The sequence below is a fragment of the Streptomyces sp. S4.7 genome, from assembly GCF_010384365.1.
GTDB lineage: Bacteria > Actinomycetota > Actinomycetes > Streptomycetales > Streptomycetaceae > Streptomyces.
Genome location: NZ_CP048397.1, coordinates 3,800,619 through 3,824,796 on the forward strand (window position 1 = coordinate 3,800,619; position 24,178 = coordinate 3,824,796).

The window sequence follows — 24,178 nt, forward strand, 5'->3', positions numbered from 1 at the left end:
CCCCGCTGACCGCCATCGAAATGGCCGAAAGGAACTTTGACCAGCAATGGCCGACGAGAACACTCCCGTGATGCCCGAAGAGGTGCCCGCCGTAGAAGGCGTGGGCATGCGTGTCGAGCCCGTGGGGCTCGAAACGGAGATGCAGCGCTCGTATCTCGACTACGCGATGTCCGTCATCGTGTCGCGCGCGCTGCCCGACGTACGGGACGGTCTGAAGCCCGTACACCGCCGGGTGCTGTACGCGATGTACGACGGCGGATACCGGCCCGAGAAGGGCTTCTACAAGTGCGCCCGCGTCGTCGGTGACGTCATGGGCACCTACCACCCGCACGGCGACTCCTCGATCTACGACGCGCTGGTCCGCCTCGCGCAGCCGTGGTCGATGCGGATGCCGCTGGTGGACTCCAACGGCAACTTCGGCTCTCCCGGCAACGACCCGGCCGCCGCCATGCGGTACACCGAGTGCAAGCTGATGCCGCAGTCGATGGAGATGCTCCGGGACATCGACGAGGAGACCGTCGACTTCACGGACAACTACGACGGCCGCAACCAGGAGCCGACGGTCCTGCCGGCGCGCTTCCCGAACCTGCTGATCAACGGCTCGGCCGGGATCGCCGTCGGTATGGCCACCAACATCCCGCCGCACAACCTGCGGGAAGTCGCCGCGGGCGCGCAGTGGGCGCTGGAGCACCCGGACGCCACGCACGAGGAGCTGCTGGACGCGCTGATCGAGCGCATCAAGGGCCCCGACTTCCCCTCCGGCGCGCTGGTCGTGGGCCGCCGCGGCATCGAGGAGGCGTACCGCACGGGCCGTGGCTCGATCACGATGCGCGCCGTCGTCGCCGTCGAGGAGATCCAGAACCGGCAGTGCCTGGTCGTCACGGAGCTGCCGTACCAGACCAACCCCGACAACCTCGCGCAGAAGATCGCCGACCTGGTGAAGGACGGCAAGGTCGGCGGCATCGCCGACGTCCGTGACGAGACGTCCTCGCGTACGGGGCAGCGGCTGGTGGTCGTGCTCAAGCGCGACGCGGTCGCCAAGGTCGTGCTGAACAACCTGTACAAGCACACCGACCTCCAGTCGAACTTCGGCGCGAATATGCTGGCCCTGGTGGACGGTGTGCCGCGCACGCTGTCGATCGACGCGTTCATCCGGCACTGGGTGACGCACCAGATCGAGGTCATCGTCCGGCGCACCAGGTTCCGGCTGCGCAAGGCCGAGGAGCGCGCGCACATCCTGCGTGGTCTGCTCAAGGCGCTGGACGCGATCGACGAGGTCATCGCGCTGATCCGGCGCAGCGACACCGTCGAGACCGCGCGCGGCGGCCTGATGAGCCTGCTGTCGATCGACGAGATCCAGGCGAACGCGATCCTGGAGATGCAGCTGCGCCGGCTGGCGGCGCTGGAGCGGCAGAAGATCGTCGCCGAGCACGACGAGCTCCAGGCGAAGATCAACGAGTACAACGCGATCCTCGCCTCCCCGGAGCGGCAGCGGCAGATCGTCAGTGAGGAGCTGGCCGTCATCGTCGACAAGTTCGGCGACGACCGGCGTTCCAAGCTGGTGCCGTTCGACGGTGACATGTCCATCGAGGACCTGATCGCCGAGGAGGACATCGTCGTCACCATCTCGCGTGGCGGCTATGTGAAGCGTACGAAGACGGACGACTACCGCTCGCAGAAGCGCGGCGGCAAGGGCGTGCGCGGTACGAAGCTCAAGTCGGACGACATCGTGGACCACTTCTTCGTGTCGACGACGCACCACTGGCTGCTGTTCTTCACGAACAAGGGCCGGGTGTACCGGGCGAAGGCGTACGAGCTGCCCGACGCCGGCCGGGACGCGCGCGGCCAGCACGTGGCCAACCTCCTGGCGTTCCAGCCGGACGAGAAGATCGCGCAGATCCTCGCCGTACGGGACTACGAGGCGGCGCCGTACCTGGTGCTGGCCACCAAGGCCGGTCTGGTGAAGAAGACGTCACTGAAGGATTACGACTCTCCCCGCTCCGGCGGCGTGATCGCGATCAACCTCCGTGAGACGGACTCGGGCGCGGACGACGAGCTGATCGGTGCCGAACTGGTCTCGGCCGAGGACGATCTGCTGCTCATCAGCCGGAAGGCGCAATCGATCCGGTTCACCGCGACGGACGACGCGCTGCGCCCGATGGGGCGTGCGACATCGGGTGTGAAGGGGATGAGTTTCCGCGAAGGGGACGAACTGCTCTCGATGAATGTCGTCCGGCCCGGTACGTTCGTGTTCACTGCTACTGACGGCGGTTACGCGAAGCGAACCAACGTCGACGAGTATCGCGTTCAAGGACGTGGCGGCCTCGGTATCAAGGCCGCGAAGATCGTGGAGGACCGCGGTTCGCTGGTCGGTGCGCTGGTGGTCGAGGAGACGGACGAGATCCTCGCCATCACCCTGGGCGGCGGTGTGATTCGTACGCGAGTCAACGAAGTCAGGGAGACGGGCCGTGACACGATGGGTGTCCAACTGATCAACCTGGGCAAGCGCGATGCCGTCGTCGGCATCGCTCGTAATGCCGAGGCCGGTCGTGAGGCCGAAGAGGTCGAAGGGGTCGTCGGCGATGATGCCGGTGACGAACCGGCGACCGACGCGGCAGCGCCTGCCGAGGACGCTGAGGGCACCCAGCCCTCGGTAGCGGAGCACGAGGAGTAGAAGCGTGAGTGGAGCCACGGGCGCCGGATCGGCCGATTCCGGAGGGAACGGTGCTCGTGGCCCTGCCACGGACTCCCAGGGGATTACGGTGACCGGCACCCGGGGGCAGCAGCCCCCTTACGAGACGTACGGATCCGGGCAGCAGTCGCAGCAGGCGGCGCAGCCGTACCACCCGCCGCAGGCGTATCCGACGCCGCAGGGCGGGGGGACACAGGGCGGACAGCAGCAGGCGCAGCCGCAGCCGCCTGTCCAGGTTGGCCAAGGACAGGGGCAGGGCGTGGGGCCGGGGCAGCCGGGACAGACACATCAGGGCGGCGTCCGGCCGCCCACGGCGTCGGGCGTGCGCCTGCCGCGCACGGGGGCGCGTACGACTCCGCGCACGCGTAGGGCGCGGCTGCGGGTGGCCAAGGCCGACCCGTGGTCGGTGATGAAGGTCAGCTTCCTGCTCTCCATCGCGCTGGGCGTGTGCACGGTCATCGCGGCGGCCGTGCTGTGGATGGTCATGGACGCGATGGGCGTCTTCTCGACGGTGGGCGGGACGATCAGCGAGGCGACGGGCTCGAACGAGAGCAACGGCTTCGATCTCCAGTCGTTCCTCTCACTGCCGCGCGTGCTCATCTTCACGTCGGTGATCGCCGTGATCGACGTGGTGCTCGCGACCGCGCTGGCCACGCTCGGATCATTCATCTACAACCTGTCCGCGGGCTTCGTGGGGGGCGTCGAGTTGACGCTCGCCGAGGACGAGTAGGACACCCTTCCACCAGGCTCGACAAGGGGCCGGACGGCGGACGGGCGGGCAAGAGCACGGCCCCGGTATCGATTTTGGGACTGGCCCTGGAGTGCGCTAATCTTCAGGGGCAGCGCGGGGCTATAGCTCAGTTGGTTAGAGCGCATCCCTGATAAGGATGAGGCCACAGGTTCAAATCCTGTTAGCCCCACAGCGCCGATCCGCCCGGACAGAGACTCTTCTGTCCGGGCGGATCGCTTTGTTTCGCGCGGGTGTTGACTGGTCGTCGTGGCCCCCGAGTTGGGGGCGCATATAGGTCACCGATCGGTATCGGTCGGTGTGTATAGTCGGGCGCCAGAAGGCCCCAAGGACAAGGAAAGACGAGGTCGCGCGGTGAAGAAGCTTCTCCTGGTCGCACTGGCCGCCATCGGCGGGCTCCTCGTGTACCGCCAGATCCAGGCGGATCGCGCCGAGCAGGATCTGTGGACGGAGGCGACCGACTCCGTGCCCGCAGGTTCGGGTGTCTGAGACCCAGTAGTCGGTTTGCGAAGCCCCGGTCGCCCAGGCGACCGGGGCTTCGCGCTGTCGTGGGGAGTCCGGCCGCGAGTTCACCTGAGCGAATGATTTGGTTGCTTTTGTGAAATTTCGGGGGCGGTGGCGGGTGGTGCCGCCGGCGGGGGCGTTACGGATCGGCTGCCCGCGCAGACAGGGGCCGGATCGGCGGGGCAGGATGGGCGGGCTGTTGGTGGTGGGCGGCGGGGCCGCCGGACGACAAGGGGAAGCTCGTGAAGAGGCTGCGCAGCAGGGGCCGGGTCGCGCTGGTCGCGGCGGCGGCGATGTGCGCGGTGGTGGCGCAGCCGGGGGCGTCGGGAGGCCCGGTCCCCACCGGCCTGCCCGGGCTGTCCGGCACGGCCGCGGCGGCCGAGGGGCCGACCGCGTACGAGTTCGACAAGGACGCCGGGCCCCTTGAGGGCGGGACGGGTACCGGCGACGCGGGGGAGCTCGACGAGGGCTCCGCGTATCGCGCTTCGATCGAACCGGGCAAGAAGCTCTTCTACCAACTGGACCTGGACGACGCGGAGAACGCGTACGTGTCGGCGACCGCAGTGCCCGAGCTGGAGTCGTCGGTGGACTACGGCGACAAGATCACGGTCACGATGCAGGACGGCGACGGCAAGGACTGCGACTCGGAGCAGGCCCGGGTGCTGCCGACGGGCGACTATCCCCAGCCGCTGACCGCGTATGTGTCCCGGACTCTCACCGGCAAGGAGTACGGGCCCTGCCGGAAGGCCGGTACGTACTACGTGATCGTGGAGAGGGAGTCCAAGGCGACGTCCTCGCAGGAACCGTGGGACTTGGAACTGCGGTTCCTTTCCGAGCCCCCGGTGAAGGCCGGCGGCTCCACCGAGGCCCCCGAGGACTGGTCGAGCGCCTCCCCCGGCCCGCCGTCCGGCGCTTCCGAACCGCGTGCGGGGGGCGCCGGCTTCAGCGCCGCCACGAGCCTGGGTGACGGCGAGTGGACGGCGGAGATCGATCCCGGTGAGTCGCTCTTCTACCGGGTGCCCGTCGACTGGGGGCAGCAGCTGTTCGCCGCGGCGGAACTGGGCGGTTCGGACGGGCGCGGCATCGTCACCGGAGCGATGTCCCTCGCCGTGTACAACCCGGCGAGAGGGCTCGTCGACAGCACCGACACGATGTCGTACAACGGCGAGCCGAAGTGGATGTCGACGGATCCGGCGCCACCGGTGCACTACGCGAACCGCTTCAGTTCCGCCCCCGACAAGAAGGCGATGCGCTTCGCGGGCTGGTACTACCTGCGGGTGAGCCTCAACCCGGAGGTCGGCGGGAAGTTCGGGCGGGAGCCGTACGACCTGACGGTGCGTGTGAACGTCGAGGGCAAGGCGGTGGACGGGCCGGAGTACGACGGGCCGGCCGAGGAGTTCAACGTGTCGGACGAGAATCGGGACCAGGCCGGCGGCGGGAACCCGGCCAACGAGGACAGCGGCACGATGACGCTGGTCGCGGCGGGCGGGATCGGTACGGGGACGGTCCTGGTGCTGGGGCTGGGGGGATGGGCCCTGCTCGCGCGGCGGTGGGGCGCGGGGCGGTAGCGGAGCAGCCGAAACGGCGGGGCGGGGCCGTCAGGTCTGGGCGAGGGCCCAGAACCCCACACCGAAACAGACCAGCGCGAGCAGCAGAACCGGGATCGTCACCTTGGGTGGCGGTCCCGGCCGTCGTTTGTGCGAGAGGGGGACGGGCGCCGCGTCGTCGAACGCGCCGGGGGCGGGAGTGGCGGGGGCGTACGGAGCCGGGGGGTACTGGATGGGAACCCCGGGCTGCTGAGCGGTGTATCTACGGGTGTGCGGCAAGTCGTGCGGCACCGAAGTGGTCGGCGCCTGCGACAGATCGGGCGCGGCGGGGGAAGGGGGCGTGAGCGGATGCGCGGGCGTGGGCGCGGAGTGGGAAGCGGCGGGCGGGGACGGCTGCAACGGGTGTGGCCCGGAAGGGGGTTGGTAGGGCTGTGGCTGCTGCTGCGGTGGCTGTTGCCGGTCCGGCCGGGGCGGCGGCGGGAGGTGGAAGCTGCCGGTCTCCGACATGGAGGTCTGCGGGGCGGACCGCGGCTGTCCGCCGGTCACTCCATCCGTCGGGCCATCCGTCGCGCCGCCGGTCGTGCCACCCGCCGGCCCGCCTGTCGCTCCCCCGGTGACTCCGCCCGTGACGCCCGCGACTTCACCGGTGGGCTCGCTTCCGTACGACGGTGTCTTAAGGGCGTGCCGGCCCGAGCCCGGGGCCGCGACAGGCCCTTCGGGGCCGAACGGGTGTGGCAGCGGCCCGAGTTGGTCGAAGACCTCGACGGGCTCGTCGTCCTCCGTCTCCTCGGGCAGCATCTCGGCAGCCGTCGTGAGCGCCTTGCGGGCTCCCGTCGCCGTACGGAACCGGGCGTCCGGATCCGGCTGGAGCAGCCCGGCGAGGACCTGCCACAGCGGCTCGGGAATCCCCTGCGGGGCTCCGGGGGTGCCGTGCGCGGTGAAATACTCCACCAGGGCCTTGGAGTCGGGTTTCTGGCCCTGGAGCAGATAGAGCGCGACCAGGCCGACGGCGAAGAGGTCGGCGGGGAAGTCCGGCTCCGCGCCCATCATCTGCTCCGGTGCGAAATAACCGGGCGTGCCCACCACGTAGTTGGTCTCTGTCAGACGCGGCTCGCCCTTGCGCATGGAGATACCGAAGTCCGACAGCTTCAGATGGGGCCGGCCCGTCCCGGTGGCGTCCAGCAGTATGTTGGCGGGTTTGATGTCGCGGTGTACGACCCCTTCCGCGTGCACCGCCGCGAGACCGGACAGCAGCTGGTCGAGCAGGGTGCAGACGAAGCGCGGCGGCAGCGGGCCGTAGTCGCCGATCAGATGGGCCAGTGATCCGCCGCTCACCAGATCCATGGTGAACAGGACCTTGTCGTCATCGGCGGCCCAGCTGGCCGGTGCGAGCACATGGGGGTGGTCGATCCGCAGGGCCTGCTCGCGTACGAAGCGCAGCAGGGTGTGCGCGTCGCTCTGCTGGAGCACCTTGGCCGCCACGTACCGGCGGCGCCGGTGGTCCCAGGCACGCCAGACGGCGCCCACACCGCCACGTCCGATCGGGTCGACCAACTCGTACCGACCAGCGAAGACCTCACCCATTGCGCCGCGCTCGCTCCCAGTCGTCCTGTCCGGCGGACCGTCGCCCTCGGCCGCGGTCTGTGTCGTGCCTGCCGTGCCCAGCTCCGGCCTAGTTCTGGTGCGCCTCGTAGTGCGCGACCGCCTCGGCGGTGCGCCCGGCTCCGTACACCCGGAGGAACTCTGCCAGCTCGGGGTGGCTCGGTGCGAGGGAGTCCGCCGCGTCGATGATGTCACCGGCGGCGGCGACCGACCGCAGCAGTGACTGGATCTCACGGACGACCCGGCGCACGGTCGGCGCGCCCGTGCTGTTCGTCGTCTGGCTGGTGCCGGTGAGGACGGAGCCGCCCTGCGACTTCTTGACCTCGTCCATCCGGGCGGTGGCCTCGGCGGCGCTGACACTGCCGTCGGCGACCTGCCCCGCCAGGTCCTGCAGCGCCTGAACACGCTGGACCACGGCGGGATTTCCGATCTTGGCGCGCTGGCCGCTCATCAACTGGGAGAGCATCGGGGCCGACAGACCGAGCACCGCGGCGAGCCTGGCCTGATTCAGCCCCAGGTCGTCGATCAGTCGGCGGAAGAGAGCTCCCAGCGGCTCTCCGTACCAGCTGCGCTGAAGTTCCCTGGCTCTTGCTGTCGATTCCTGCTGTGCGGCGTCCATTCGCGTCTCCCCATCGCTTCCCCAGGCGGCAGCTTCGCTGCTGCGAACCTCTGGGGCATCCTACGGAGCGGGGTCGCGCACCGGGAGTCCCAATCCTTTTGCGAGATCACGGGGGACACCCGGTACTCTGGTCCCCGGCGGTCACCGAGACGTCCTGCGGCGCCGTCGTACACCCCTTCCGGGGCCTTAGCTCAGTTGGTAGAGCGCTGTCTTTGCATGGCAGATGTCAGGGGTTCGACTCCCCTAGGCTCCACACTCGAAAAATGCCCTCCGACCAGCGGAAACGCGGGTCGGAGGGCATTTTCTTCGATGGTCCTCAGCCCGTGGGGACACGGGACAGGGGCGCCCAGTCCCGGGACTCGTGCCGGACCAGGTCCGCGCAGTGTGTGCGCAGCCTTCGGGGCCAGCGGTCCTGCCAGGCACGCCAGAGCAACAGATGCAGAACCACCAGGATGAAACCGGCCAGGGCGGCGGTGCCGGCCGCGAGGGCGAGCAGCGCGACGCTCCTTTCGAATCCCCGGGGCCCGGCGCCGGGGTCGCCGAAGGCGTTCGACGCCATCAGCAGACAGGTGTTGAGCGTGATCCATCCGGTCGCGATCAGCGCCGCGGCCCACGGCGCGCGCTCGGTGTTGTCGTCGAGCCGGGTACGGCGCGGGGGCAGGTGACCGGCGAGGCGCTCCCGGTGGGCCGCGCAGGCCGCCTTGAACGCGGGGTGATCAGCGAGGGCCCTCACCGTCACCGGGCGTCCGGCCGACCAGGAGTCGAGGGTGAACCGCGACGCCGCCAGAGTCAGCGCATGCTCCGGAGGCACCGCGGTCCCCGGGACAGTGGTGTCGGGCGGCGGTACGAGCCCTTTCCGCTCGTCGGCGTGCGCCGGTCCTGCGGCGGGCAGCGCGCGCATGGCCAGTTCCGCCGCGGCACGTTCCCGGTACCAGGTCGCCGTCTGAGTCCGGCGGTATCCGACCCCGGTCAGCCAGGTCGCGTGATAGACGTCCAGCTCTCCCGAGGCGATCAGACGCTCCGTCACGCGCAGCCCCGAGTGGTGGCTCCACAGGGCCAGGACTCCGATGCCCGCGTTCAGGAGCACCAGGAGCCCGCTCGTGCTCAGCACGAGCCACACCACGCCATCGTTCATGGGGACAAGGATCGGATCCGGCCCGCGCCTTGACCAGGGGCCCACGGGCGGGATCGGCCGGCCGTCCCACCAATGGTCTGACGTGACCTCAGGAATCGTCCGATGCCGGGATGTAGAGGTTGATGAGCTGGGCGAGGTGACGGCCGGCGGTCAGCAGCGGGCGCTCGCTCCGGGACACCTGGGCCGCCAGTTCGGCGCCTTCCAGGGTGCTGATCACCGTATGGGCCAGATCGTGGGCGTCTTCCTCGGCGACGCCGGCGCGGCGAAGTCGGGCATACACCAGGTCGCGCCAGTTCGCGAACGCGGCAGCCGCGGCCTCCTGGATGTCGGGCGCGCGGCCCGCCGTACCCAGGGCGGTGGAGGTGACCGGGCAGCCCTCGACCCAGTCGGACTCGCGCAGCCCCTCCGCGAGGCGGTGCGCGCAGTCGATCACCGCCTGGGCGGGATCGGCCGCGCGGTCGAGGGTGAGGCGCAGTTCGTCGGCGAACTCGCGGTCCCCGTGCCCGATCGCGGCGACGGCCAACTGCTGCTTGCCGCCGGGGAAGAAGTGGTAGACGGATCCGAGGGTGGCTCCGGCCTCGGTGGAGATCTGTTTGATCCCCGTGCCGTCGTAGCCCTGGCGCTGCATCAGCAGCGAGGCGGCCCGGACGATCCTCTCGCGGGTGCCGACCGGGCGCTCCGCGTTCGCGGTGAGGTCCTGCTCCGCCGTCTTCACAGGGGAAGTCTACTGGATAGAACGCTCGCTCTAGAGGCGTGCTATGTTTTCCGCTGGATAGAGCGTTCGTTCCAATGAGAGTGGAGTGCGCGATGAGTACGGACACGGGTGCGCCTGCGGTGACGGTGATCGGTCTCGGCCCCATGGGGCGGGCGATGGCGGGCGCGTACCTCGACAAGGATTACGCGGTGACGCTGTGGAACCGCAGCGCGGAGAAGGCGGACCAGCTGGTGGCCAGGGACGCGACCCTCGCCCCCTCGGTCGAGAAGGCCCTTGCCGCCGGTGGGCCGGTCGTCCTGAGCCTGACCGACTACGACGCGATGTACGCGATCCTCGGACCGGCCGCGGCGAGACTGCCGGGACGTGTGATCGTCAATCTGACCTCGGACACCCCGGAGCGGGCGCGGGCGGCGGCGGACTGGTTCGCCGGCCACGGCGCCCGGCATCTGACCGGCGGGGTGAACACACCGCCCTCCGGTATCGGCACGCCGGAGGTCTTCACCTTCTACAGCGGCCCGCGGGACCTGTTCGACGAGCTGACGCCGACGCTGGAGGTGCTGACCGGCACGGACTACCGGGGTTCGGACCCGGGGCTCGCGGCGCTGTACTACCAGATCGGGATGGATCTGTTCTGGACGACGATGCTCAGCTGGGTGCACGCCCTCGCGGTCGCGCACGCCAACGGCATCTCAGCGGCGGAGTTCCTGCCGTACGCGTCTCAGAGCGCGGGCGGGATGTCGCAGTTCTTCGAGTTCTACGCGCCCCGGATCGACGCGGGTGAGTTCCCCGGCGACGTCGACGGGCTCGCCATGGGAGTGGCCAGCATCGAGCACGTCCTGCACACCACCGAGGCGGCCGGGGTCGACACGGCGCTGCCGAAGGCGGTCCTGGAGCTGTTCCGGCGAGGTGTGGCGGACGGTCATGCCGACGACAGCTTCACCAGCCTTTTCGAGGTGATGAGGGGGAGCCGGACGGCCGCCTGAGGCGGCATCACAAACGATTGACGGCACCCGTTGCACCGTACGGGTGGTGTTCATCAGAAGAACTGCGCAGTGGCGGCGTTGGTCCCTCGATTCCCAAGATGCGTACACATCATGAGGAAGGTATGTAGATCGCTCAACCCGAGCGCAACCTGAAAGCGAGGGGCCATGGCCGCCTTCAAGGTCAAGAATCTGTGGACCGTCTTCCTGACCGCGTTCTTCGCGGTGCTCGCCACCCTGGGGCTGACCGCTCCCGCCGCTGCGACCGACGCCGCCGTACAGCAGCCCGCCGAGCAGCCCGTCAAGGGCGACCGCTCGCCGACCGCCGCCGAGGCGCGGGGCGGAGGAGAGGAGGCACCCGCAGTGCGAGCGGCACGGGCACTGCCGGAGAGCGCGCGGCCGGCGAACACGTCCCGGCCGCCGACCATCGAGCAGCGTATCCGCGCGGAGGCTCACGGCTCGTCACCTTCGGTGCGGCGCCTGCCCGTCGACACCCGTACGGACGCCGACGTGGCGCGCGACAACGAGGTCGCCGCCGACGCGGCACTCGCGGCGGCGGCGTGAGGAACCGGGATCTCCTCAGGACTCCCGGCGCCCGCACCACGTACGGTGCCCGCCTCGCACACGGCGCGGACACCACGCCAGGCGTCTGTCGCACCGCCTCACCCGTCGCGGTCCCCACCGCACCGGACCTGACCGGCGTCACCCGAACCACCCGCAGGGCAGGCGGCACCCGCCGCACCGCACCAGCCGGGCCGTCGCATCATCTGCGCCGGCCGCGACAGTCGTCGTACGGCGAGGGCACCGCAGTCCCGCGGATCACCGGTCCCAGGGATCACCGATCACCCGTCACGGGCGGTCGTCGCGCTTCTTCGCCTGTTCTTCCTCCGCCTGCTTGGCCTGCACCTCCGGGTCGAGCGCACCCTGGCTGCCGTCGACGGACGACAGCGACGCGTTGTGCTCGGAGACCTCGGTAGGAGCGGGCGGCTCCACCAGCCAGTCGGGATTGGCCTGCTTGTCCCACCACTTCCACGCGGCGAAAGCGCCACCGGTCAGTACACCGAGGACCACCAGGCCCTTGGCGAGCCGTCCGGCCTTGGCCCGTCGCTCATGTTTCCTCACAAGCTTCTGGACCTCCTTCACCGTGATCTGACCGCGCAGCGCGGCGAGGGCGGCAGCGGAACGAGCCGCTGCTTCCCCGGCGACCGGCTGTGCGACGGATACCGCGTGCTCGACGCGCGGCACCGTGTAGCAGGCGGCCTGGCGCGCGGCCTTACGCGTCCGTGCCGCGGCACGCTGTGCGGCCTCGTCGACCTTTGGGGGCACATGCGGCGCCACGTGGGCGCCGTACTGAACACGAGCCTGCTTCGCGGCTTTCGACACCTTCGGTGCGAGCCGGACGCGGGCCTCTTCGGCGTACAACGCGGCCTGTTCCTTGGCCGTGTCGGCGTAGGGTGCCACCGCTTCCGCGGCGTGCAGCACGCTCTCCCTCGCCGAATCGGTAGCGGCGCGCACGCTGTCCATGCGGGTCACAGGATCCTCCTCCTCGGTGGCGGTCAGGGGGTTGGGGCTTTCCCCCGTTAACTTGGACAAAGATCCGCCTGTCCACCCAGATCGAAATCATGCCTGCCGCACGCCGGACCGGCATGCGGTACGGGCATCCGGGTCAACGAAGACGACTTGGGGCGATGCCTGGGCATTGCGGTGCAAGGGGACTTCTCGTTGACAATGCCACGGTTCACCGTCCCGCGCCCCGTCAAGGACATGACTGCCTCGCTTTTCTCCGCCCTGCTCCTGTCCGCCCCGCGTGTGCCCCGACGACGGCCGCTGATTCCCCGTCATCGGACGCGGCGAGCGCTTGAGGGGTACGGGGCGGACGACGGACCCGGTGTCCGTGCGAGGATCGACAGAGTCAGAGCAGACTCACGGAAGGCAGATCGTGGCCGAGCAGCTTTACGCCACCCTGAAGACCAACCACGGCGATATCGAGATCCGGCTCCTGCCGAACCACGCGCCGAAGACGGTCAAGAACTTTGTGGAGCTCGCCAAGGGCGAGCGTGAATGGACCAACCCGGCGACCGGCAAGAAGTCCAGCGACCGTCTGTACGACGGCACGGTCTTCCACCGGGTCATCAGCGGTTTCATGATCCAGGGCGGGGACCCGCTGGGTAACGGCACGGGCGGTCCGGGCTACGAGTTCGAGGACGAGTTCCACCCGGACCTCGCCTTCGACAAGCCGTACCTCCTGGCCATGGCGAACGCGGGACCGGGCACCAACGGCTCGCAGTTCTTCGTCACCCTGGCGCCCACCGCGTGGCTGACCCGTAAGCACACCATCTTCGGTGAGGTCACCGACGAGGCGAGCAAGAAGGTCGTGGACTCCATCGGGTCCACCCAGACCAACCCGCGCACCGACCGCCCGGTCGAGGAAGTCAAGATCGAGTCGGTCGTCGTCGAGTCCCGCTGAGTTCTTCGGACGCGTCCACGACGTCTCGGATTCCCGTTCGGGGAACCATCCCGCCCTGCCCGTCCGTAGTGGTTACATACCGGACGGGGAGGGCGGTGCGCTGTGCTCCTCCCGCCGCAACGAGCACCGAGGGGACCGATGGACCAACAGCCCGGGGGCCCGGACCGGCCCGCAGCCGACGCGACACCCCACTGTTACCGGCACCCCGACCGTGAGACCGGCATCCGCTGCACCCGCTGCGAGCGGCCCATCTGCACGGACTGCATGATCAGCGCCTCCGTCGGATTCCAGTGCCCCAACTGCGTACGGGAGGCGAACGGCTCGGGCATGTCCCCGACCGCCACCCGGCCGCGGACGATCGCCGGCGGTACCATCGCCGCCGATCCCCGTCTGATCACGAAGATCCTGCTGGGGCTGAATCTCGCCGTCTTCGTCGCCGTCCTCACCAGTGAGCGGCGCGTCGTCGGCGAGCTGGATCTCATCGGGTTCGCCTTCAACACGGACATCGGCGAGGTCGTCGGCGTCGCCGACGGGCAGTGGTACCGCCTGTTCACATCGATGTTCCTGCACCAGGCCGTGTGGCACATCGCGTTCAACATGCTGGGGCTGTGGTGGCTCGGAGGTCCGCTGGAAGCGGCGCTCGGGCGGGTGCGCTTCCTCGCGCTGTATCTGATCTCCGGGCTCGCGGGCAGCGCCCTGACCTATCTGATCGCCGCGCCGAACCAGCCGTCGCTCGGAGCGTCGGGCGCCATCTTCGGTCTGCTGGGCGCCACGGCCGTACTGATGCGCCGGATGAACTACGACATGAGGCCGGTCTTCGCGCTGCTGGCGCTGAACCTGCTCTTCACGTTCACCTGGTCCGGGATCGCCTGGGAGGCGCATGTCGGCGGTCTGGTCGCGGGCACGGCGATCGCCGTGGGCCTCGTGCACGCACCGCGTGAGCGCCGGGCGCTGGTCCAGTGGGGCACGTGCGCGGTGGTGCTGCTGGCGACGGTGGCGATCGTCGTGATCAGGACCGGCCAGCTCAACTGAGGGCCGTCGAAGTCCCTCGAAGCGCACAGTTGTCCACAGCGTGTGCCGGATCTTGTGCAATCTGTGTGGAACATCAGTGCCCCTTGTCGCTGATCTGGGTTTTCCCAGCAGAGACAAGGGGCGAGACGCTTCATCACATCGGCCGAAGCGGGTGCTCCAGTCACACCGGCGTCAACCTGCCGTGGAGTTATCCACAGATGGTCAGACCTTTTCCCCCGGCTGTGGACAGCACTGTGGATAAGTCTCTGGGCAGAGCTTGACGCCGGCCGCCGCCGCTACTTCCACTGGGTGGAGACGCCGAAGCCGGCGGCGATGAAGCCGAAGCCGACCACGATGTTCCAGTTGCCGAAGGCGTCGACCGGCAGCGAGCCCTCGGTCACATAGAAGACGACGATCCAGGCCAGCCCGATGAGGAACAGGGCGAGCATGACCGGCGCCACCCAGCTCCGGTTGGACAGCCTTATGGTGGTCGACTGCTTCGCCGCGGGGGGCGGCGTGAAATCGGCCTTCTTGCGGATACGTGACTTCGGCACGAGGGACTCTCCTGTCGATGCGCTGCGTGACCGCGCAGGTAACTGAAACGGTGTGCCGGGGGTGAGGAGCGAGCAGGGGGAACGCCGGCTCCCCCGGGCGTCCGTTAGCGTAGTGCTTCCGTGGCGCCTAAGGAGATAAGGGTACGTTGAGCAATTCTGCCGACTCCCCCGAAGGGCCGGTCCGCCGACCGATCTGGCGGCCGGTCCGCCTGCTCACGGCCGGGGTCTTCGCCCTGGCCGGCCTCATCTTCGTCACCAGCTTCAACACGGCGAAGGGCACCAACCTCCGTACGGACGACTCGCTGCTCAAGCTCTCCGACCTCATCCAGGAGCGCAGCGACAAGAACGCCGCGCTGGAGGAGTCGACCGGGGTCGTACGGGAGAACGTCGACAGCCTCGCCAGCCGCGACTCCGGCTCCACGGAGGCGGAGGACGCCGAACTGCGCGGTCTGGAGAACGCGGCAGGCACCAAGAAGGTCTCGGGCAAGGCCCTCACCGTCACCCTCGACGACGCCCCGCCGGACGCCACGGCCAATCCGGGCTACCCGGAGCCGCAGCCCAACGACCTGGTCATCCACCAGCAGGACCTCCAGGCCGTCGTCAACGCGCTGTGGCAGGGCGGCGCGAGCGGCATCCGCGTCATGGACCAGCGGCTGATCTCCACCAGCGCGGTGCGCTGCGTCGGCAACACCCTGATCCTCCAGGGCCGGGTCTACTCGCCGCCGTACAAGATCACGGCGGTGGGGGACCGGGACAGGCTCCGCGAGGCGCTCGCGGATTCGCCCGCGATCCAGAACTACCAGCTGTACGTGCAGGCGTACGGTCTCGGGTGGAAGGTCGACGAGCACGGCGAGACCACGCTCCCCGGCTACACGGGCACCGTGGACCTCCACTACGCGAAGCCGGTGAAATAGCCCGGCCGAAAGCGCCCGGTCCGGCCGCCTTCCTTGAGACGCGGGCCGCCCTCTCCTAAGAAGAAGAGGGCAACGGCACACCTGCGCCGTGCGCCGCCCACGTGACCCTGTGGCCCCTTAGTCTGGTTCGGTGTCGCGCACGCCGGTCCGGCCGCGCGGGTACGGATCGGGTACGGAACGGAAAGGGACAGCATGTACGGCTGGATCTGGCGGCATCTGCCGGGCAACGTGTGGGTGCGGGCGGTCGTCGCGCTCGTGCTGGCGCTGGCGGTCGTCTTCGTGCTGTTCCAGTACGTCTTCCCGTGGGCGGAGCCGATCCTCCCGTTCGGGGACGCGACGGTGACCGGCGCGGGAGGCTCCTCATGAGCGGTGCCCGCGTCCTCGTCGTGGACAACTACGACAGCTTCGTCTTCAACATCGTCCAGTACCTGTACCAGCTCGGCGCGGAGTGCGAGGTGCTGCGCAACGACGAGGTCTCGACGGCGCACGCCCGGGACGGCTTCGACGGCGTGATGCTCTCTCCCGGACCCGGCACGCCCGAACAGGCCGGTGTCTGCGTTGACATGGTGCGCCACTGCGCCTCGACCGGCGTTCCCGTCTTCGGGGTCTGCCTCGGTATGCAGTCGATGGCGGTGGCGTACGGCGGTGTGGTGGGCCGCGCCCCCGAACTGCTGCACGGCAAGACCTCGTTGGTGACGCACGAGGGCAAGGGCGTGTTCGCCGGGCTGCCCTCGCCCTTCACCGCGACGCGCTACCACTCGCTCGCCGCCGAGCCCACCGAGCTGCCCGACGAGCTGGAGGTCACCGCGCGCACGGCCGACGGCATCATCATGGGCGTACGCCACCGTGAACTGCCCGTCGAGGGCGTGCAGTTCCACCCCGAGTCCGTCCTGACCGAACACGGTCACCTGATGCTGGCCAACTGGCTGGCGCAGTGCGGTGATCCGGGCGCCGTGGGCCGATCGGCGGGCCTGGCACCGGTGGTGGGCAAGGCGGTCGCGTGACCGCACTCCGCCCCGAGCACGACGCGGGACACGGCGCCTCGTACGAGCAGCGGGAACCGTACGAGGAACCGGGCGCGTTCGAGGCGGCGGTGGACGGACTCGCGGATCCGTTGAACGACCCGCTCCCCGGGCAGGGCGCCCCGCCGCCTCCCGCGCATCCCTCTCCCGCCCCGCCTTCCCCGCCTCCCGGCTCCTGGGCCGCGGGGGACGGGATATCGGCGCCGCCGCCGGCGGAACGGGAGTGGTCCGGCTACGGGCCGTATCCGTACGCGGACCAGGCACCCGCCCAGTACGGGCAGGACTGGGCCTCACAGGTCCCGCCGGAGTCGGTGCGGATGGCGCCGCACACGCGGGTGCCCGCGCCCGTACCGGAGCCCAGGTCGACGCCCGGTCCGACGACCCCGGCCGCGCCCGCCCCCCGGACCGCTCCCGATCCGCCGTACGTCCCCGCCCGGGACGACGAGACCGTCGGGCTCCGTACGGAGGACACCCACCGGCCCCACGCGAGCGCCGGTGGCGCCGAGGACGCCACCGCCCTGCTGCCGACGGTCTCCGAGTCCGGCGCGGAAGGCGCGGACACGGCGGCGCGCCCGGCGCCGCCGGAACCGGCCGTCGGAGGCCGTGCCGAGCGCCGTAAGGCGGCCAAGGGGGGCCGTGGACGCGGTCGCAGGCGATCGGAGGGCCCCGGACGCCCCGAGCGCGCGCCGGGCCCCTCAGCGCCCGCCAGGCCCCTCTCCCGTGTCGAGGCGCGGCGTGCCGCCCGTGCTCTCAAGGACAGTCCGGGAGTGATCCTCAGCCGCGCGGTCGGCGAGATCTTCATCAGCCTCGGTGTGCTGATGCTGCTGTTCGTCACGTACCAGCTCTGGTGGACGAACATCCAGGCCGATCTCTACGCGGGCAAGGAGACGGACAAGATCCAGGACGGCTGGGCGAAGGGCCGTCAGCCCGGAGCCTTCGAGCCCGGCCAGGGATTCGCGATCATGCACATCCCCAAGCTCGACGTGGTCGTCCCGATCGCCGAGGGGATCGACAAGGCGAAGGTCCTGGACCGCGGCATGGTCGGCCACTACTCGGAGGGCCGGCTCAAGACGGCGATGCCGTCCGACAAACAGGGCAACTTCGCGGTCGCGGGCCACCGCAACACCCACGGTGAGCCGTTCCGGTACATCAACCGCCTGAAGCCCGGCGACAAGATCGTCGTGGAGACGCAGGACTCCTACTTCACGTACGACATGGCGAGCATCCTCCCGCAGACCGCGCCGTCGAACGTCGGTGTGATCGGTCCCGTGCCGCCCGGCTCCGGATTCGCGGAGCCCGGGAGATACATCACGTTGACGACCTGTACGCCGGAATTCACCAGTACGTATCGAATGATCGTGTGGGGCAAGATGGTTGAGGAACGGCCACGCGGCAAGGGAAAGCCCGACGCTCTCGTCGGCTGAACGGATCACGACGAAGACCAGGGACCAGGGGACGGGTGCTGTGGCAGCGGGAACAGGGCACGACGACGGGCGTGCGAGCGCACCCGGAGAAGACGGAAAAAACGATACATCAGCGACAACCGGGGTGGCCGAGCCCGAATCCGGGCGTTCGGAGCCGGATCCCGAGCCCGCGTCAGAGCCCTCGGACCCCGAGCCCGACACGGCGGCGGGCCCGGCCGCCGCACCCGCCGCGACACCGGCCCGCCCGCGGCGAGGCCGGGTCGCAGCCGCCGTCAGCGTCTTCGGCGAACTGCTCATCACCGCGGGCCTGGTGCTCGGTCTCTTCGTCGTCTACTCGCTGTGGTGGACGAACGTCCTGGCGGACCGCGAGGCCACGAAGCAGGGCAACGAGGTACGTGACGGCTGGGCCGACGGCCGCGGCGGCCCCGGCGCCCTCGACGTGAAGAACGGCATCGGTTTCCTGCACGTGCCCGCGATGACCGGGGACGAGATCCTCGTGAAGAAGGGCACGGACCCCAAGTCCCTCAACGACGGTGTCGCCGGCTACTACACCGACCCGGTGAAGTCCGCGCTGCCCGAGGACAAGAAGGGCAACTTCTCGCTGGCCGCGCACCGCGACGGGCACGGCGCGAAGTTCCACAACATCCACAAGCTCAGGTCCGGTGACTCGATCGTCTTCGAGACGAAGGACACCTGGTACGTCTACAAGGTCTTCAAGGACCTTCCGAAGACGTCGAAGTACAACGTGGACGTACTCCAGCCGGTCCCCAAGGAGTCGGGCAAGAAGAAGCCCGGCCGCTATCTGACCCTCACGACGTGCACGCCCGTCTACACGTCCGACTACCGCTACATCGTGTGGGCCGAGCTGGAGCGCACGGAGAAGGTCGACGAGGACCGGACGAAGCCGCCGGAGCTGCTCCGGGCCGGCTGAGCCCCGCCGACCCGCCGACCCGCTGAGTCCGCTGACCCGCCGAGTCCGGCGGGGGCCGACGAGCCCGTGACACGGGTGAAGCCCCGGCATCCTCTTCAGGATGCCGGGGCTTCTTCCGTTCACCTATGACTCTCCTCGGGAGGAGGCGACCTCAGTCCTCGTCGCCTCTCCCGCCGGGACCGCCGATGAAGCCCCCGTTGTTCCCTCCGTTGTCGCCGCCCGTGGGGGCGACGAACAGCGTCACGGTGCTGCCCTTGTCGACCTCCTGGCCGGCCTGCGGATTGGTGGCGAGCACCCGGGCGTTGGGGTCGTTCGGCGAGTTCGGCGCCAGCGCGACCACCAGCCCCAGCCCCTCCAGCTGCGCCTTGGCCTCGGCGACCGTCTTGCCGCCGACGTCACCGGGGATCTGGACCTTCTCCGGCTGCGCCGGCCCCTTCGACACCTGGAGCGTGACCTGACTGCCCTTGGCCGCCTTGGTGTTGCCCTCCGGGGTCTGGCCGACGACGGTGTTCGCCGGCTTCTCGGAGTCCACATCGGTGCGCGCGACGGTGAAGCCGAGCGTTTCGAGCTGGCTCTTAGCCGCGTCGAAGTTCTGGTCGATGACGGACGGCACCGTCTGCTGCGCCTGCTTGGCGACGGAGAGCGTGACGGTCGCGCCCTTCTCCGCCTCGGAGCCGCCGGCCGGCTTCTGCGAGACGACCGTTCCGGGGTCCTGGTCGCTCTCGACCTGCTTGGTCTCTACCCTGAACTCGGCGTCCTGAAGGGTCTTCGTCGCGTCCTCGACGGTCTCGTCGGCGACGTCGGGCACCTGGACCTTCGGCGCGCCCTCGGAGACGACGACCTGGATGGTGTCGCCCTGGTTCATCTTTCCGCCGGACGCGGGGTTCTGGGAGCAGATGGCGCCCTTGGGCTGGTCGCAGCGCTCCGTCCCGGACTGGGCGACCTCGACCGACGCGTTGCCCGCCAGCACCTTCGCGTCCTTCAGCGTCTCCCCCACGAGCTGCGGAACGGCGATCCGCTCCGTGCCGCCGGAGTCCCCGCCGAAGACCGCCTTGCCGATCAGGACGGCTCCCGCGAGCACCAGGATGCCCGCGAGGACCAGCAGGATCGTCGAGGTGTTGGACTTCTTCTGCCGGCGCCGGTCGGGACGGTCGTCGTAGTTGCCGTAGCCACCGCCGTCGTCGGGGTTGACCGGCGGCATCATCGACGTCTGGCCGCCGCCGGGCGGGGCGGTGCGCAGCGCGGTGGTGGGCTGGTCGTCGGAGCCGTAGCCGCCCGCGTAACCGACCGCGCCCATCGCCGCCGTCGCCGCGACGGGCTGGCCGTCGAGGCACGCCTCGATGTCGGCGCGCATCTCGTCCGCGGACTGGTAGCGGTAGTCCGGGTCCTTGACGAGGGCCTTCAGCACGATCGCGTCCATCTCGGGCGTGATCTCGGGGTCGAAGGTGCTCGGAGCCTGCGGCTCCTCCCGCACGTGCTGGTACGCGACGGCCACCGGTGAGTCGCCGATGAACGGCGGGCGCACGGTCAGCAGCTCGTAGAGCAGACAGCCCGTCGAGTACAGGTCGGACCGCGCGTCGACCTGCTCGCCCTTGGCCTGCTCGGGGGAGAGGTACTGCGCGGTGCCGATGACCGCGGAGGTCTGGGTCATCGTCATGCCGGAGTCGCCCATGGCGCGGGCGATGCCGAAGTCCATGACCTTGACCTGGCCGGTGCGCGTCAGCATGACGTTGGCAGGCTTGATGTCGCGGTGGACGATCTGGGCGCGGTGCGAGTACTCCAGCGCCTGGAGGATCCCCACCGTCATCTCCAGCGTGCGCTCGGGCAGCAGTCTGCGCCCGGAGTGCAGCAGCTCTCGCAGGGTGGACCCGTCGACGTACTCCATCACGATGTACGGGATGGACACCCCGTCGACGTAGTCCTCACCCGTGTCGTAGACGGCGACGATCGCGGGGTGGTTGAGCGAGGCGGCCGACTGGGCCTCTCGGCGGAACCGGGCTTGGAAGGACGGGTCGCGGGCGAGGTCGGCCCGCAGCGTCTTCACAGCGACGGTGCGGCCGAGCCGGGTGTCGTGCGCGAGGTACACCTCGGCCATGCCACCACGGCCGAGCACCGAGCCCAGCTCGTACCGGCCGCCGAGGCGACGCGGCTCTTCCATACTGTTCCAGCCCTCTCCGTCTGTCCCGACCGCACCGGTGTGCGGTCCGGCGGTGTGCTGTTCGCGCATACGCTACCGGGCACGCCGCATCCGGTCCGACCGTCCCTGGTACCTGATACAGGACTGGTACTTGAATGGTCACATATCGGTCGTCAACGCCCGGCGCGCTGATGGTGAGGCAGATCACCGTGGGTGCCGTCCGCCGGCATGACGGTTCGCCGCCCGGTCCGACAATGGCCCGGTCAGCGTCAACAGCTGTCCGGGCCACCGCGGGAGGGTCCTGGCTACTTCTTGCTGTCGATCACGGCCTTCATGACGTCCTTGGCGATCGGGGCGGCGAGACCGCCGCCGGAGATGTCGTCACGGGTGGCGTCGCTGTCCTCGACGACGACCGCGACCGCGACCGGCGACCCGTTCTCGCCCTTGGCGTAGGAGATGAACCAGGCGTACGGGTTCTTGCTGTTGTTCTCGCCGTGCTGCGCGGTACCGGTCTTGCCGCCGACGGTCACGTTGGGGATTCGCGCTCGGTCGCCGGTGCCCTCGTTGACGACCGTCTCCATCATCTCCTGGAGCATCTGTGCGTGCTCCTGGCTGAGGGGCTGGCCCATCTCCTCGGACTCGGTCTTCTCTATGACGTCCAGGTTCGGCGCTTCGAGCTGGTCGATCATGTACGGCTTCATCAGCTTGCCGTCATTGGCGACGGCGGAGGCGACCATGGCCATCTGGAGCGGGGTGGTGCGGGTGTCGAACTGGCCGATGGAGGAGAGCGCGGTCTGCGAATCGTTCAGTTCCTCGGGGAAGATCGAGGCGTTGGCGCGGACCGGGACGAACTGCTCCTCGTTGAAACCGAACTTCTTCGCCGTCTCCAGCATCTTGTCCTTGCCGACGTTGTAGCCGAGCTTGCCGAAGACGCTGTTGCAGGAGACCCGCAGCGCTTCCCTGAGCGTCGCGTCCTTGCAGGGGATGTTGCCCTCGTTCACCAGCTCCGTCGTCGTGCCCGGCATGGTCCACGGCAGCGGGGAGTCGGTCTTCGCGTCGATGTCGTCGACGACACCGTGCTCCAGCGCCGCGGCGGCCGTGACGACCTTGAACGTGGAGCCGGGCGGATACGTCTCGCGCAGCGCGCGGTTCAGCATCGGCTTGTCGGTGTCCTTGCCGAGCTTGTTCCAGGACTTCTCGTCCTTGGCGCCGTAGCCGGCGAAGGAGGAGGGGTCGTACGAAGGGGTGGAGGCCAGCGCGAGGATCTTGCCGGTCCCGGGCTCCAGGGCGACGACGGCGCCCTTCTTGTTGCCCAGCCCCTCGAAGGCGGCCTTCTGCGCGGCGCCGTTCAGGGTCGTGACGACGTTGCCGCCCTTGGCCTCGTCGCCGGTGAACATCGCCATGGTGCGGTCGAAGAAGAGCTGGTCGTCGTTGCCGGTGAGGATGCCGTCCTCGATGTTCTCGATCTGCGAGGCGCCGAAGGCCTGCGAGGCGTATCCGGTGACCGGCGCCCACATCGGGCCGTCGAGGTAGGTCCGCTTGAACGCGAAGTCGGTGTCCTTCGTCTTCGCCGAGCCGGTGATGGGCTTGCCGTCGACGACGATGTTGCCGCGCTCGCTCGCGTACCGCTCGATCAGGACGCGGCGGTTGCGCTCGTGGCTGTTCAGCTCGTCCGCCTCCACGTACTGGAGCCAGTTGGTGCGCAGCAGCAGGGCCAGGACGAGCAGTCCGCAGAAGATCGCGATGCGTCGCAGGGGCTTGTTCACGGTCGGACCACCTGGGTCATCTCGGCGTCGGGTGACGGGGCGGGCGCCGGGGCCGGGCGGCGCGCGGTGTCGCTGATCCTGATGAGGATGCCGATCAGCGCCCAGTTGGCGATCACCGACGAACCTCCGGCCGCGACGAACGGCATCGTCATACCGGTCAGCGGGATGAGGCCCATGACGCCGCCCGCGACGACGAACACCTGGATGGCGAAGGCGCCGGAGAGGCCGATCGCCAGGAGCTTGCCGAAGGGGTCCCGGGCGGCGAGCGCGGTCCGTACGCCGCGCTCCACGATCAGGCCGTAGATCAGCAGGAAGGCCATCGTGCCCGCGAGCCCGAACTCCTCGCCGACGGTGGAGAGGATGAAGTCGGAGTTGGCCGCGAAGCCGATCAGGTCGGAGTTGCCCTGCCCGAGCCCGGTGCCGAGAGTGCCGCCGGCGCCGAACGACATCAGCGCCTGGCCGACCTGCTCGCTCTGGTCCCAGGTGGCCTGGGCGAAGGGGTTGAGCCAGAACTCGACGCGCTGCTGGACGTGCGGCTCGAACGTGGCGACACCGACCGCGCCCGCGGCCGACATCACCAGGCCGAAGATGATCCAGCTCGTGCGCTCGGTGGCGACGTACAGCATGATCACGAAGAGGCCGAAGAACAGCAGCGAGGTGCCGAGGTCGGTCTCGAAGACCAGGATCAGGATGGACATGGCCCAGACCATCAGGATCGGGCCCAGGTCACGTCCGCGCGGCAGGTAGATGCCCATCACACGGCGGCTGGCCAGTGCCAGGGCGTCGCGCTTGACCATCAGGTAGCCGGAGAAGAAGATCGCGATGATGATCTTCGCGAACTCTCCCGGCTGGACGTTGATGGGGCCGAGGCTGATCCAGATCTTCGCGCCGTTCCTCGCCGGGAAGAACATGGGCAGGATCAGCAGGACCAGCGCCACGGCCATGGAGATGTAGGTGTAGCGCTGGAGGATGCGGTGGTCCTTGAGCAGCAGCAGCACGGCCACGAAGAGCGCGATGCCGATCGCCGAGTACATCAGCTGCTTGGGAGCGTCCGGTGAGAACGATCCGTAAAGGTTCGTGGCGCGGGCGATCAGCCGGGGCGACTGGTCCAGCCTCCAGATGAGGACGAGACCGAGGCCGTTGAGCAGCGTGGCGAGCGGCAGCAGCAGCGGATCGGCGTACGGGGCGAACTTGCGCACCACGAGATGGCCGACACCGGCCAGCAGCCCGATGCCCAGGCCGTACCCGATCATGCCGCTGGGCACGGTGCCGTCGAGGGCCAGCCCGACGTTCAGGTAGGCGAAGAGCGGAATGGCGACGGCGAAGGCCAGCATCGCGAGCTCGGTGTTGCGGCGGCTCGGTGCTTCGATCGCGCCGATGGTGGTCGTGTTGGTGACAACGCTCATGGTG

At 69.2% G+C, this 24,178-nt stretch carries 22 protein-coding genes and 2 tRNA genes; 15 read left to right on the forward strand and 9 right to left on the reverse strand.

Translation table 11 applies throughout. The annotated features are described in order from the left end of the window. The first annotated feature begins 46 nt into the window (after nucleotides 1-46). From gyrA to SSPS47_RS16850, 5 genes are all read left to right on the forward strand, one after another. Nucleotides 47-2,674, forward strand: a complete 2,628-nt coding sequence (gene gyrA / locus SSPS47_RS16830) for a DNA gyrase subunit A (RefSeq protein WP_164251818.1) — start codon at nucleotides 47-49, stop codon at nucleotides 2,672-2,674. A gap of 88 nt (nucleotides 2,675-2,762) precedes the next feature. Then, entirely contained in the window at nucleotides 2,763-3,422 is a 660-nt protein-coding gene (locus tag SSPS47_RS16835; RefSeq protein ID WP_164251819.1) for a DUF3566 domain-containing protein, read from the forward strand. A 116-nt stretch (nucleotides 3,423-3,538) separates the two neighbouring features. Then, nucleotides 3,539-3,612 (forward strand) — tRNA-Ile (locus tag SSPS47_RS16840). Nucleotides 3,613-3,794: 182 nt separating this feature from the next. Beyond that, nucleotides 3,795-3,929, forward strand: a complete 135-nt coding sequence (locus tag SSPS47_RS35450) for a DLW-39 family protein (RefSeq protein ID WP_003958712.1) — start codon at nucleotides 3,795-3,797, stop codon at nucleotides 3,927-3,929. Nucleotides 3,930-4,186: 257 nt separating this feature from the next. Next, nucleotides 4,187-5,512 carry a hypothetical protein gene (locus SSPS47_RS16850; RefSeq protein WP_164251820.1) on the forward strand — a complete coding sequence of 442 codons (1,326 nt, stop codon included), beginning with the start codon at nucleotides 4,187-4,189 and terminating at the stop codon, nucleotides 5,510-5,512. 30 nt (nucleotides 5,513-5,542) lie between these two features. Here the strand turns inward: SSPS47_RS16850 and SSPS47_RS16855 are convergent, their stop codons facing one another. Both SSPS47_RS16855 and SSPS47_RS16860 read right to left on the reverse strand, forming a co-directional pair. Beyond that, complete coding sequence (locus tag SSPS47_RS16855; RefSeq protein ID WP_164251821.1) at nucleotides 5,543-7,075, reverse strand: serine/threonine-protein kinase; 1,533 nt, start codon at nucleotides 7,073-7,075, stop codon at nucleotides 5,543-5,545. Nucleotides 7,076-7,163: 88 nt separating this feature from the next. After that, nucleotides 7,164-7,712, reverse strand: a complete 549-nt coding sequence (locus SSPS47_RS16860; RefSeq protein ID WP_078076203.1) for a DNA-binding protein — start codon at nucleotides 7,710-7,712, stop codon at nucleotides 7,164-7,166. Between the two features lie 180 nt (nucleotides 7,713-7,892). On the opposite strand from SSPS47_RS16860, the gene SSPS47_RS16865 reads away from it, so the two are divergent. Continuing rightward, nucleotides 7,893-7,965 (forward strand) — tRNA-Ala (locus SSPS47_RS16865). 63 nt (nucleotides 7,966-8,028) lie between these two features. Here SSPS47_RS16865 and SSPS47_RS16870 read toward each other — a convergent pair. Continuing rightward, nucleotides 8,029-8,847 carry a hypothetical protein gene (locus SSPS47_RS16870; RefSeq protein WP_164251822.1) on the reverse strand — a complete coding sequence of 273 codons (819 nt, stop codon included), beginning with the start codon at nucleotides 8,845-8,847 and terminating at the stop codon, nucleotides 8,029-8,031. Nucleotides 8,848-8,935: 88 nt separating this feature from the next. Next, complete coding sequence (locus tag SSPS47_RS16875) at nucleotides 8,936-9,562, reverse strand: TetR/AcrR family transcriptional regulator (RefSeq protein WP_275405150.1); 627 nt, start codon at nucleotides 9,560-9,562, stop codon at nucleotides 8,936-8,938. A gap of 92 nt (nucleotides 9,563-9,654) precedes the next feature. Here SSPS47_RS16875 and SSPS47_RS16880 point away from each other — a divergent pair, with 92 nt between their 5' ends. Together SSPS47_RS16880 and SSPS47_RS16885 are read left to right on the forward strand one after the other, a co-directional pair. Then, nucleotides 9,655-10,545, forward strand: coding sequence for an NAD(P)-binding domain-containing protein (locus tag SSPS47_RS16880; RefSeq protein WP_164251823.1), 891 nt, complete (start codon nucleotides 9,655-9,657; stop codon nucleotides 10,543-10,545). Nucleotides 10,546-10,710: 165 nt separating this feature from the next. After that, the gene (locus SSPS47_RS16885; RefSeq protein WP_164251824.1) at nucleotides 10,711-11,106 is read left to right on the forward strand and encodes a DUF6344 domain-containing protein; all 396 of its coding nucleotides are present in this window, start codon (nucleotides 10,711-10,713) and stop codon (nucleotides 11,104-11,106) included. A gap of 285 nt (nucleotides 11,107-11,391) precedes the next feature. Here SSPS47_RS16885 and SSPS47_RS16890 read toward each other — a convergent pair whose 3' ends face one another. Continuing rightward, on the reverse strand, nucleotides 11,392-12,075 hold the full coding sequence (locus tag SSPS47_RS16890; protein WP_164251825.1) for a DUF5324 family protein: 684 nt from the start codon (nucleotides 12,073-12,075) through the stop codon (nucleotides 11,392-11,394). Nucleotides 12,076-12,481: 406 nt separating this feature from the next. Here SSPS47_RS16890 and SSPS47_RS16895 point away from each other — a divergent pair, with 406 nt between their 5' ends. Then, complete coding sequence (locus SSPS47_RS16895) at nucleotides 12,482-13,009, forward strand: peptidylprolyl isomerase (RefSeq protein WP_147873269.1); 528 nt, start codon at nucleotides 12,482-12,484, stop codon at nucleotides 13,007-13,009. Nucleotides 13,010-13,147: 138 nt separating this feature from the next. After that, nucleotides 13,148-14,041 carry a rhomboid family intramembrane serine protease gene (locus tag SSPS47_RS16900; RefSeq protein WP_164251826.1) on the forward strand — a complete coding sequence of 298 codons (894 nt, stop codon included), beginning with the start codon at nucleotides 13,148-13,150 and terminating at the stop codon, nucleotides 14,039-14,041. 275 nt (nucleotides 14,042-14,316) lie between these two features. Here the strand turns inward: SSPS47_RS16900 and crgA are convergent, their stop codons facing one another. Beyond that, nucleotides 14,317-14,574 carry a cell division protein CrgA gene (gene crgA, locus SSPS47_RS16905; RefSeq protein WP_164251827.1) on the reverse strand — a complete coding sequence of 86 codons (258 nt, stop codon included), beginning with the start codon at nucleotides 14,572-14,574 and terminating at the stop codon, nucleotides 14,317-14,319. 146 nt (nucleotides 14,575-14,720) lie between these two features. On the opposite strand from crgA, the gene SSPS47_RS16910 reads away from it, so the two are divergent. From SSPS47_RS16910 to SSPS47_RS16925, 5 genes are all read left to right on the forward strand, one after another. After that, nucleotides 14,721-15,488, forward strand: coding sequence for a DUF881 domain-containing protein (locus SSPS47_RS16910; protein WP_164251828.1), 768 nt, complete (start codon nucleotides 14,721-14,723; stop codon nucleotides 15,486-15,488). 192 nt (nucleotides 15,489-15,680) lie between these two features. After that, a complete protein-coding gene (locus tag SSPS47_RS34860) occupies nucleotides 15,681-15,854 on the forward strand; it encodes a hypothetical protein (protein ID WP_187280011.1) in 174 nt (57 codons plus the stop codon). Then, entirely contained in the window at nucleotides 15,851-16,492 is a 642-nt protein-coding gene (locus SSPS47_RS16915) for an aminodeoxychorismate/anthranilate synthase component II (protein WP_164251829.1), read from the forward strand. The genes SSPS47_RS34860 and SSPS47_RS16915 overlap by 4 nt, the downstream gene beginning before the upstream one ends. Continuing rightward, on the forward strand, nucleotides 16,489-17,934 hold the full coding sequence (locus tag SSPS47_RS16920; protein ID WP_164251830.1) for a class E sortase: 1,446 nt from the start codon (nucleotides 16,489-16,491) through the stop codon (nucleotides 17,932-17,934). Before SSPS47_RS16915 ends, SSPS47_RS16920 begins: the two co-directional genes overlap by 4 nt. A 124-nt stretch (nucleotides 17,935-18,058) precedes the next feature. Beyond that, nucleotides 18,059-18,865, forward strand: coding sequence for a class E sortase (locus tag SSPS47_RS16925; protein ID WP_164251831.1), 807 nt, complete (start codon nucleotides 18,059-18,061; stop codon nucleotides 18,863-18,865). A 151-nt stretch (nucleotides 18,866-19,016) separates the two neighbouring features. On the opposite strand, the gene pknB is transcribed toward SSPS47_RS16925, so the two are convergent. From pknB to SSPS47_RS16940, 3 genes are all read right to left on the reverse strand, one after another. Next, on the reverse strand, nucleotides 19,017-21,023 hold the full coding sequence (gene pknB / locus SSPS47_RS16930; protein ID WP_164251832.1) for a Stk1 family PASTA domain-containing Ser/Thr kinase: 2,007 nt from the start codon (nucleotides 21,021-21,023) through the stop codon (nucleotides 19,017-19,019). A gap of 284 nt (nucleotides 21,024-21,307) precedes the next feature. Continuing rightward, entirely contained in the window at nucleotides 21,308-22,768 is a 1,461-nt protein-coding gene (locus tag SSPS47_RS16935) for a penicillin-binding transpeptidase domain-containing protein (RefSeq protein WP_164251833.1), read from the reverse strand. Then, nucleotides 22,765-24,174, reverse strand: a complete 1,410-nt coding sequence (locus SSPS47_RS16940; RefSeq protein ID WP_147873278.1) for an FtsW/RodA/SpoVE family cell cycle protein — start codon at nucleotides 24,172-24,174, stop codon at nucleotides 22,765-22,767. Before SSPS47_RS16940 ends, SSPS47_RS16935 begins: the two co-directional genes overlap by 4 nt. Nucleotides 24,175-24,178: the final 4 nt, after the last annotated feature.

Coding starts and splice junctions, on each gene's coding strand:
- gyrA (WP_164251818.1), top strand. CDS start 47: ATGGCCGACGAGAACACTCCCGTGATGCCCGAAGAGGTGCCCGCCGTA.
- SSPS47_RS16855 (WP_164251821.1), bottom strand. CDS start 7,075: ATGGGTGAGGTCTTCGCTGGTCGGTACGAGTTGGTCGACCCGATCGGA.
- SSPS47_RS16860 (WP_078076203.1), bottom strand. CDS start 7,712: ATGGACGCCGCACAGCAGGAATCGACAGCAAGAGCCAGGGAACTTCAG.
- SSPS47_RS16870 (WP_164251822.1), bottom strand. CDS start 8,847: ATGAACGATGGCGTGGTGTGGCTCGTGCTGAGCACGAGCGGGCTCCTG.
- SSPS47_RS16880 (WP_164251823.1), top strand. CDS start 9,655: ATGAGTACGGACACGGGTGCGCCTGCGGTGACGGTGATCGGTCTCGGC.
- SSPS47_RS16885 (WP_164251824.1), top strand. CDS start 10,711: ATGGCCGCCTTCAAGGTCAAGAATCTGTGGACCGTCTTCCTGACCGCG.
- SSPS47_RS16900 (WP_164251826.1), top strand. CDS start 13,148: ATGGACCAACAGCCCGGGGGCCCGGACCGGCCCGCAGCCGACGCGACA.
- SSPS47_RS34860 (WP_187280011.1), top strand. CDS start 15,681: ATGTACGGCTGGATCTGGCGGCATCTGCCGGGCAACGTGTGGGTGCGG.
- SSPS47_RS16915 (WP_164251829.1), top strand. CDS start 15,851: ATGAGCGGTGCCCGCGTCCTCGTCGTGGACAACTACGACAGCTTCGTC.
- pknB (WP_164251832.1), bottom strand. CDS start 21,023: ATGGAAGAGCCGCGTCGCCTCGGCGGCCGGTACGAGCTGGGCTCGGTG.
- SSPS47_RS16940 (WP_147873278.1), bottom strand. CDS start 24,174: ATGAGCGTTGTCACCAACACGACCACCATCGGCGCGATCGAAGCACCG.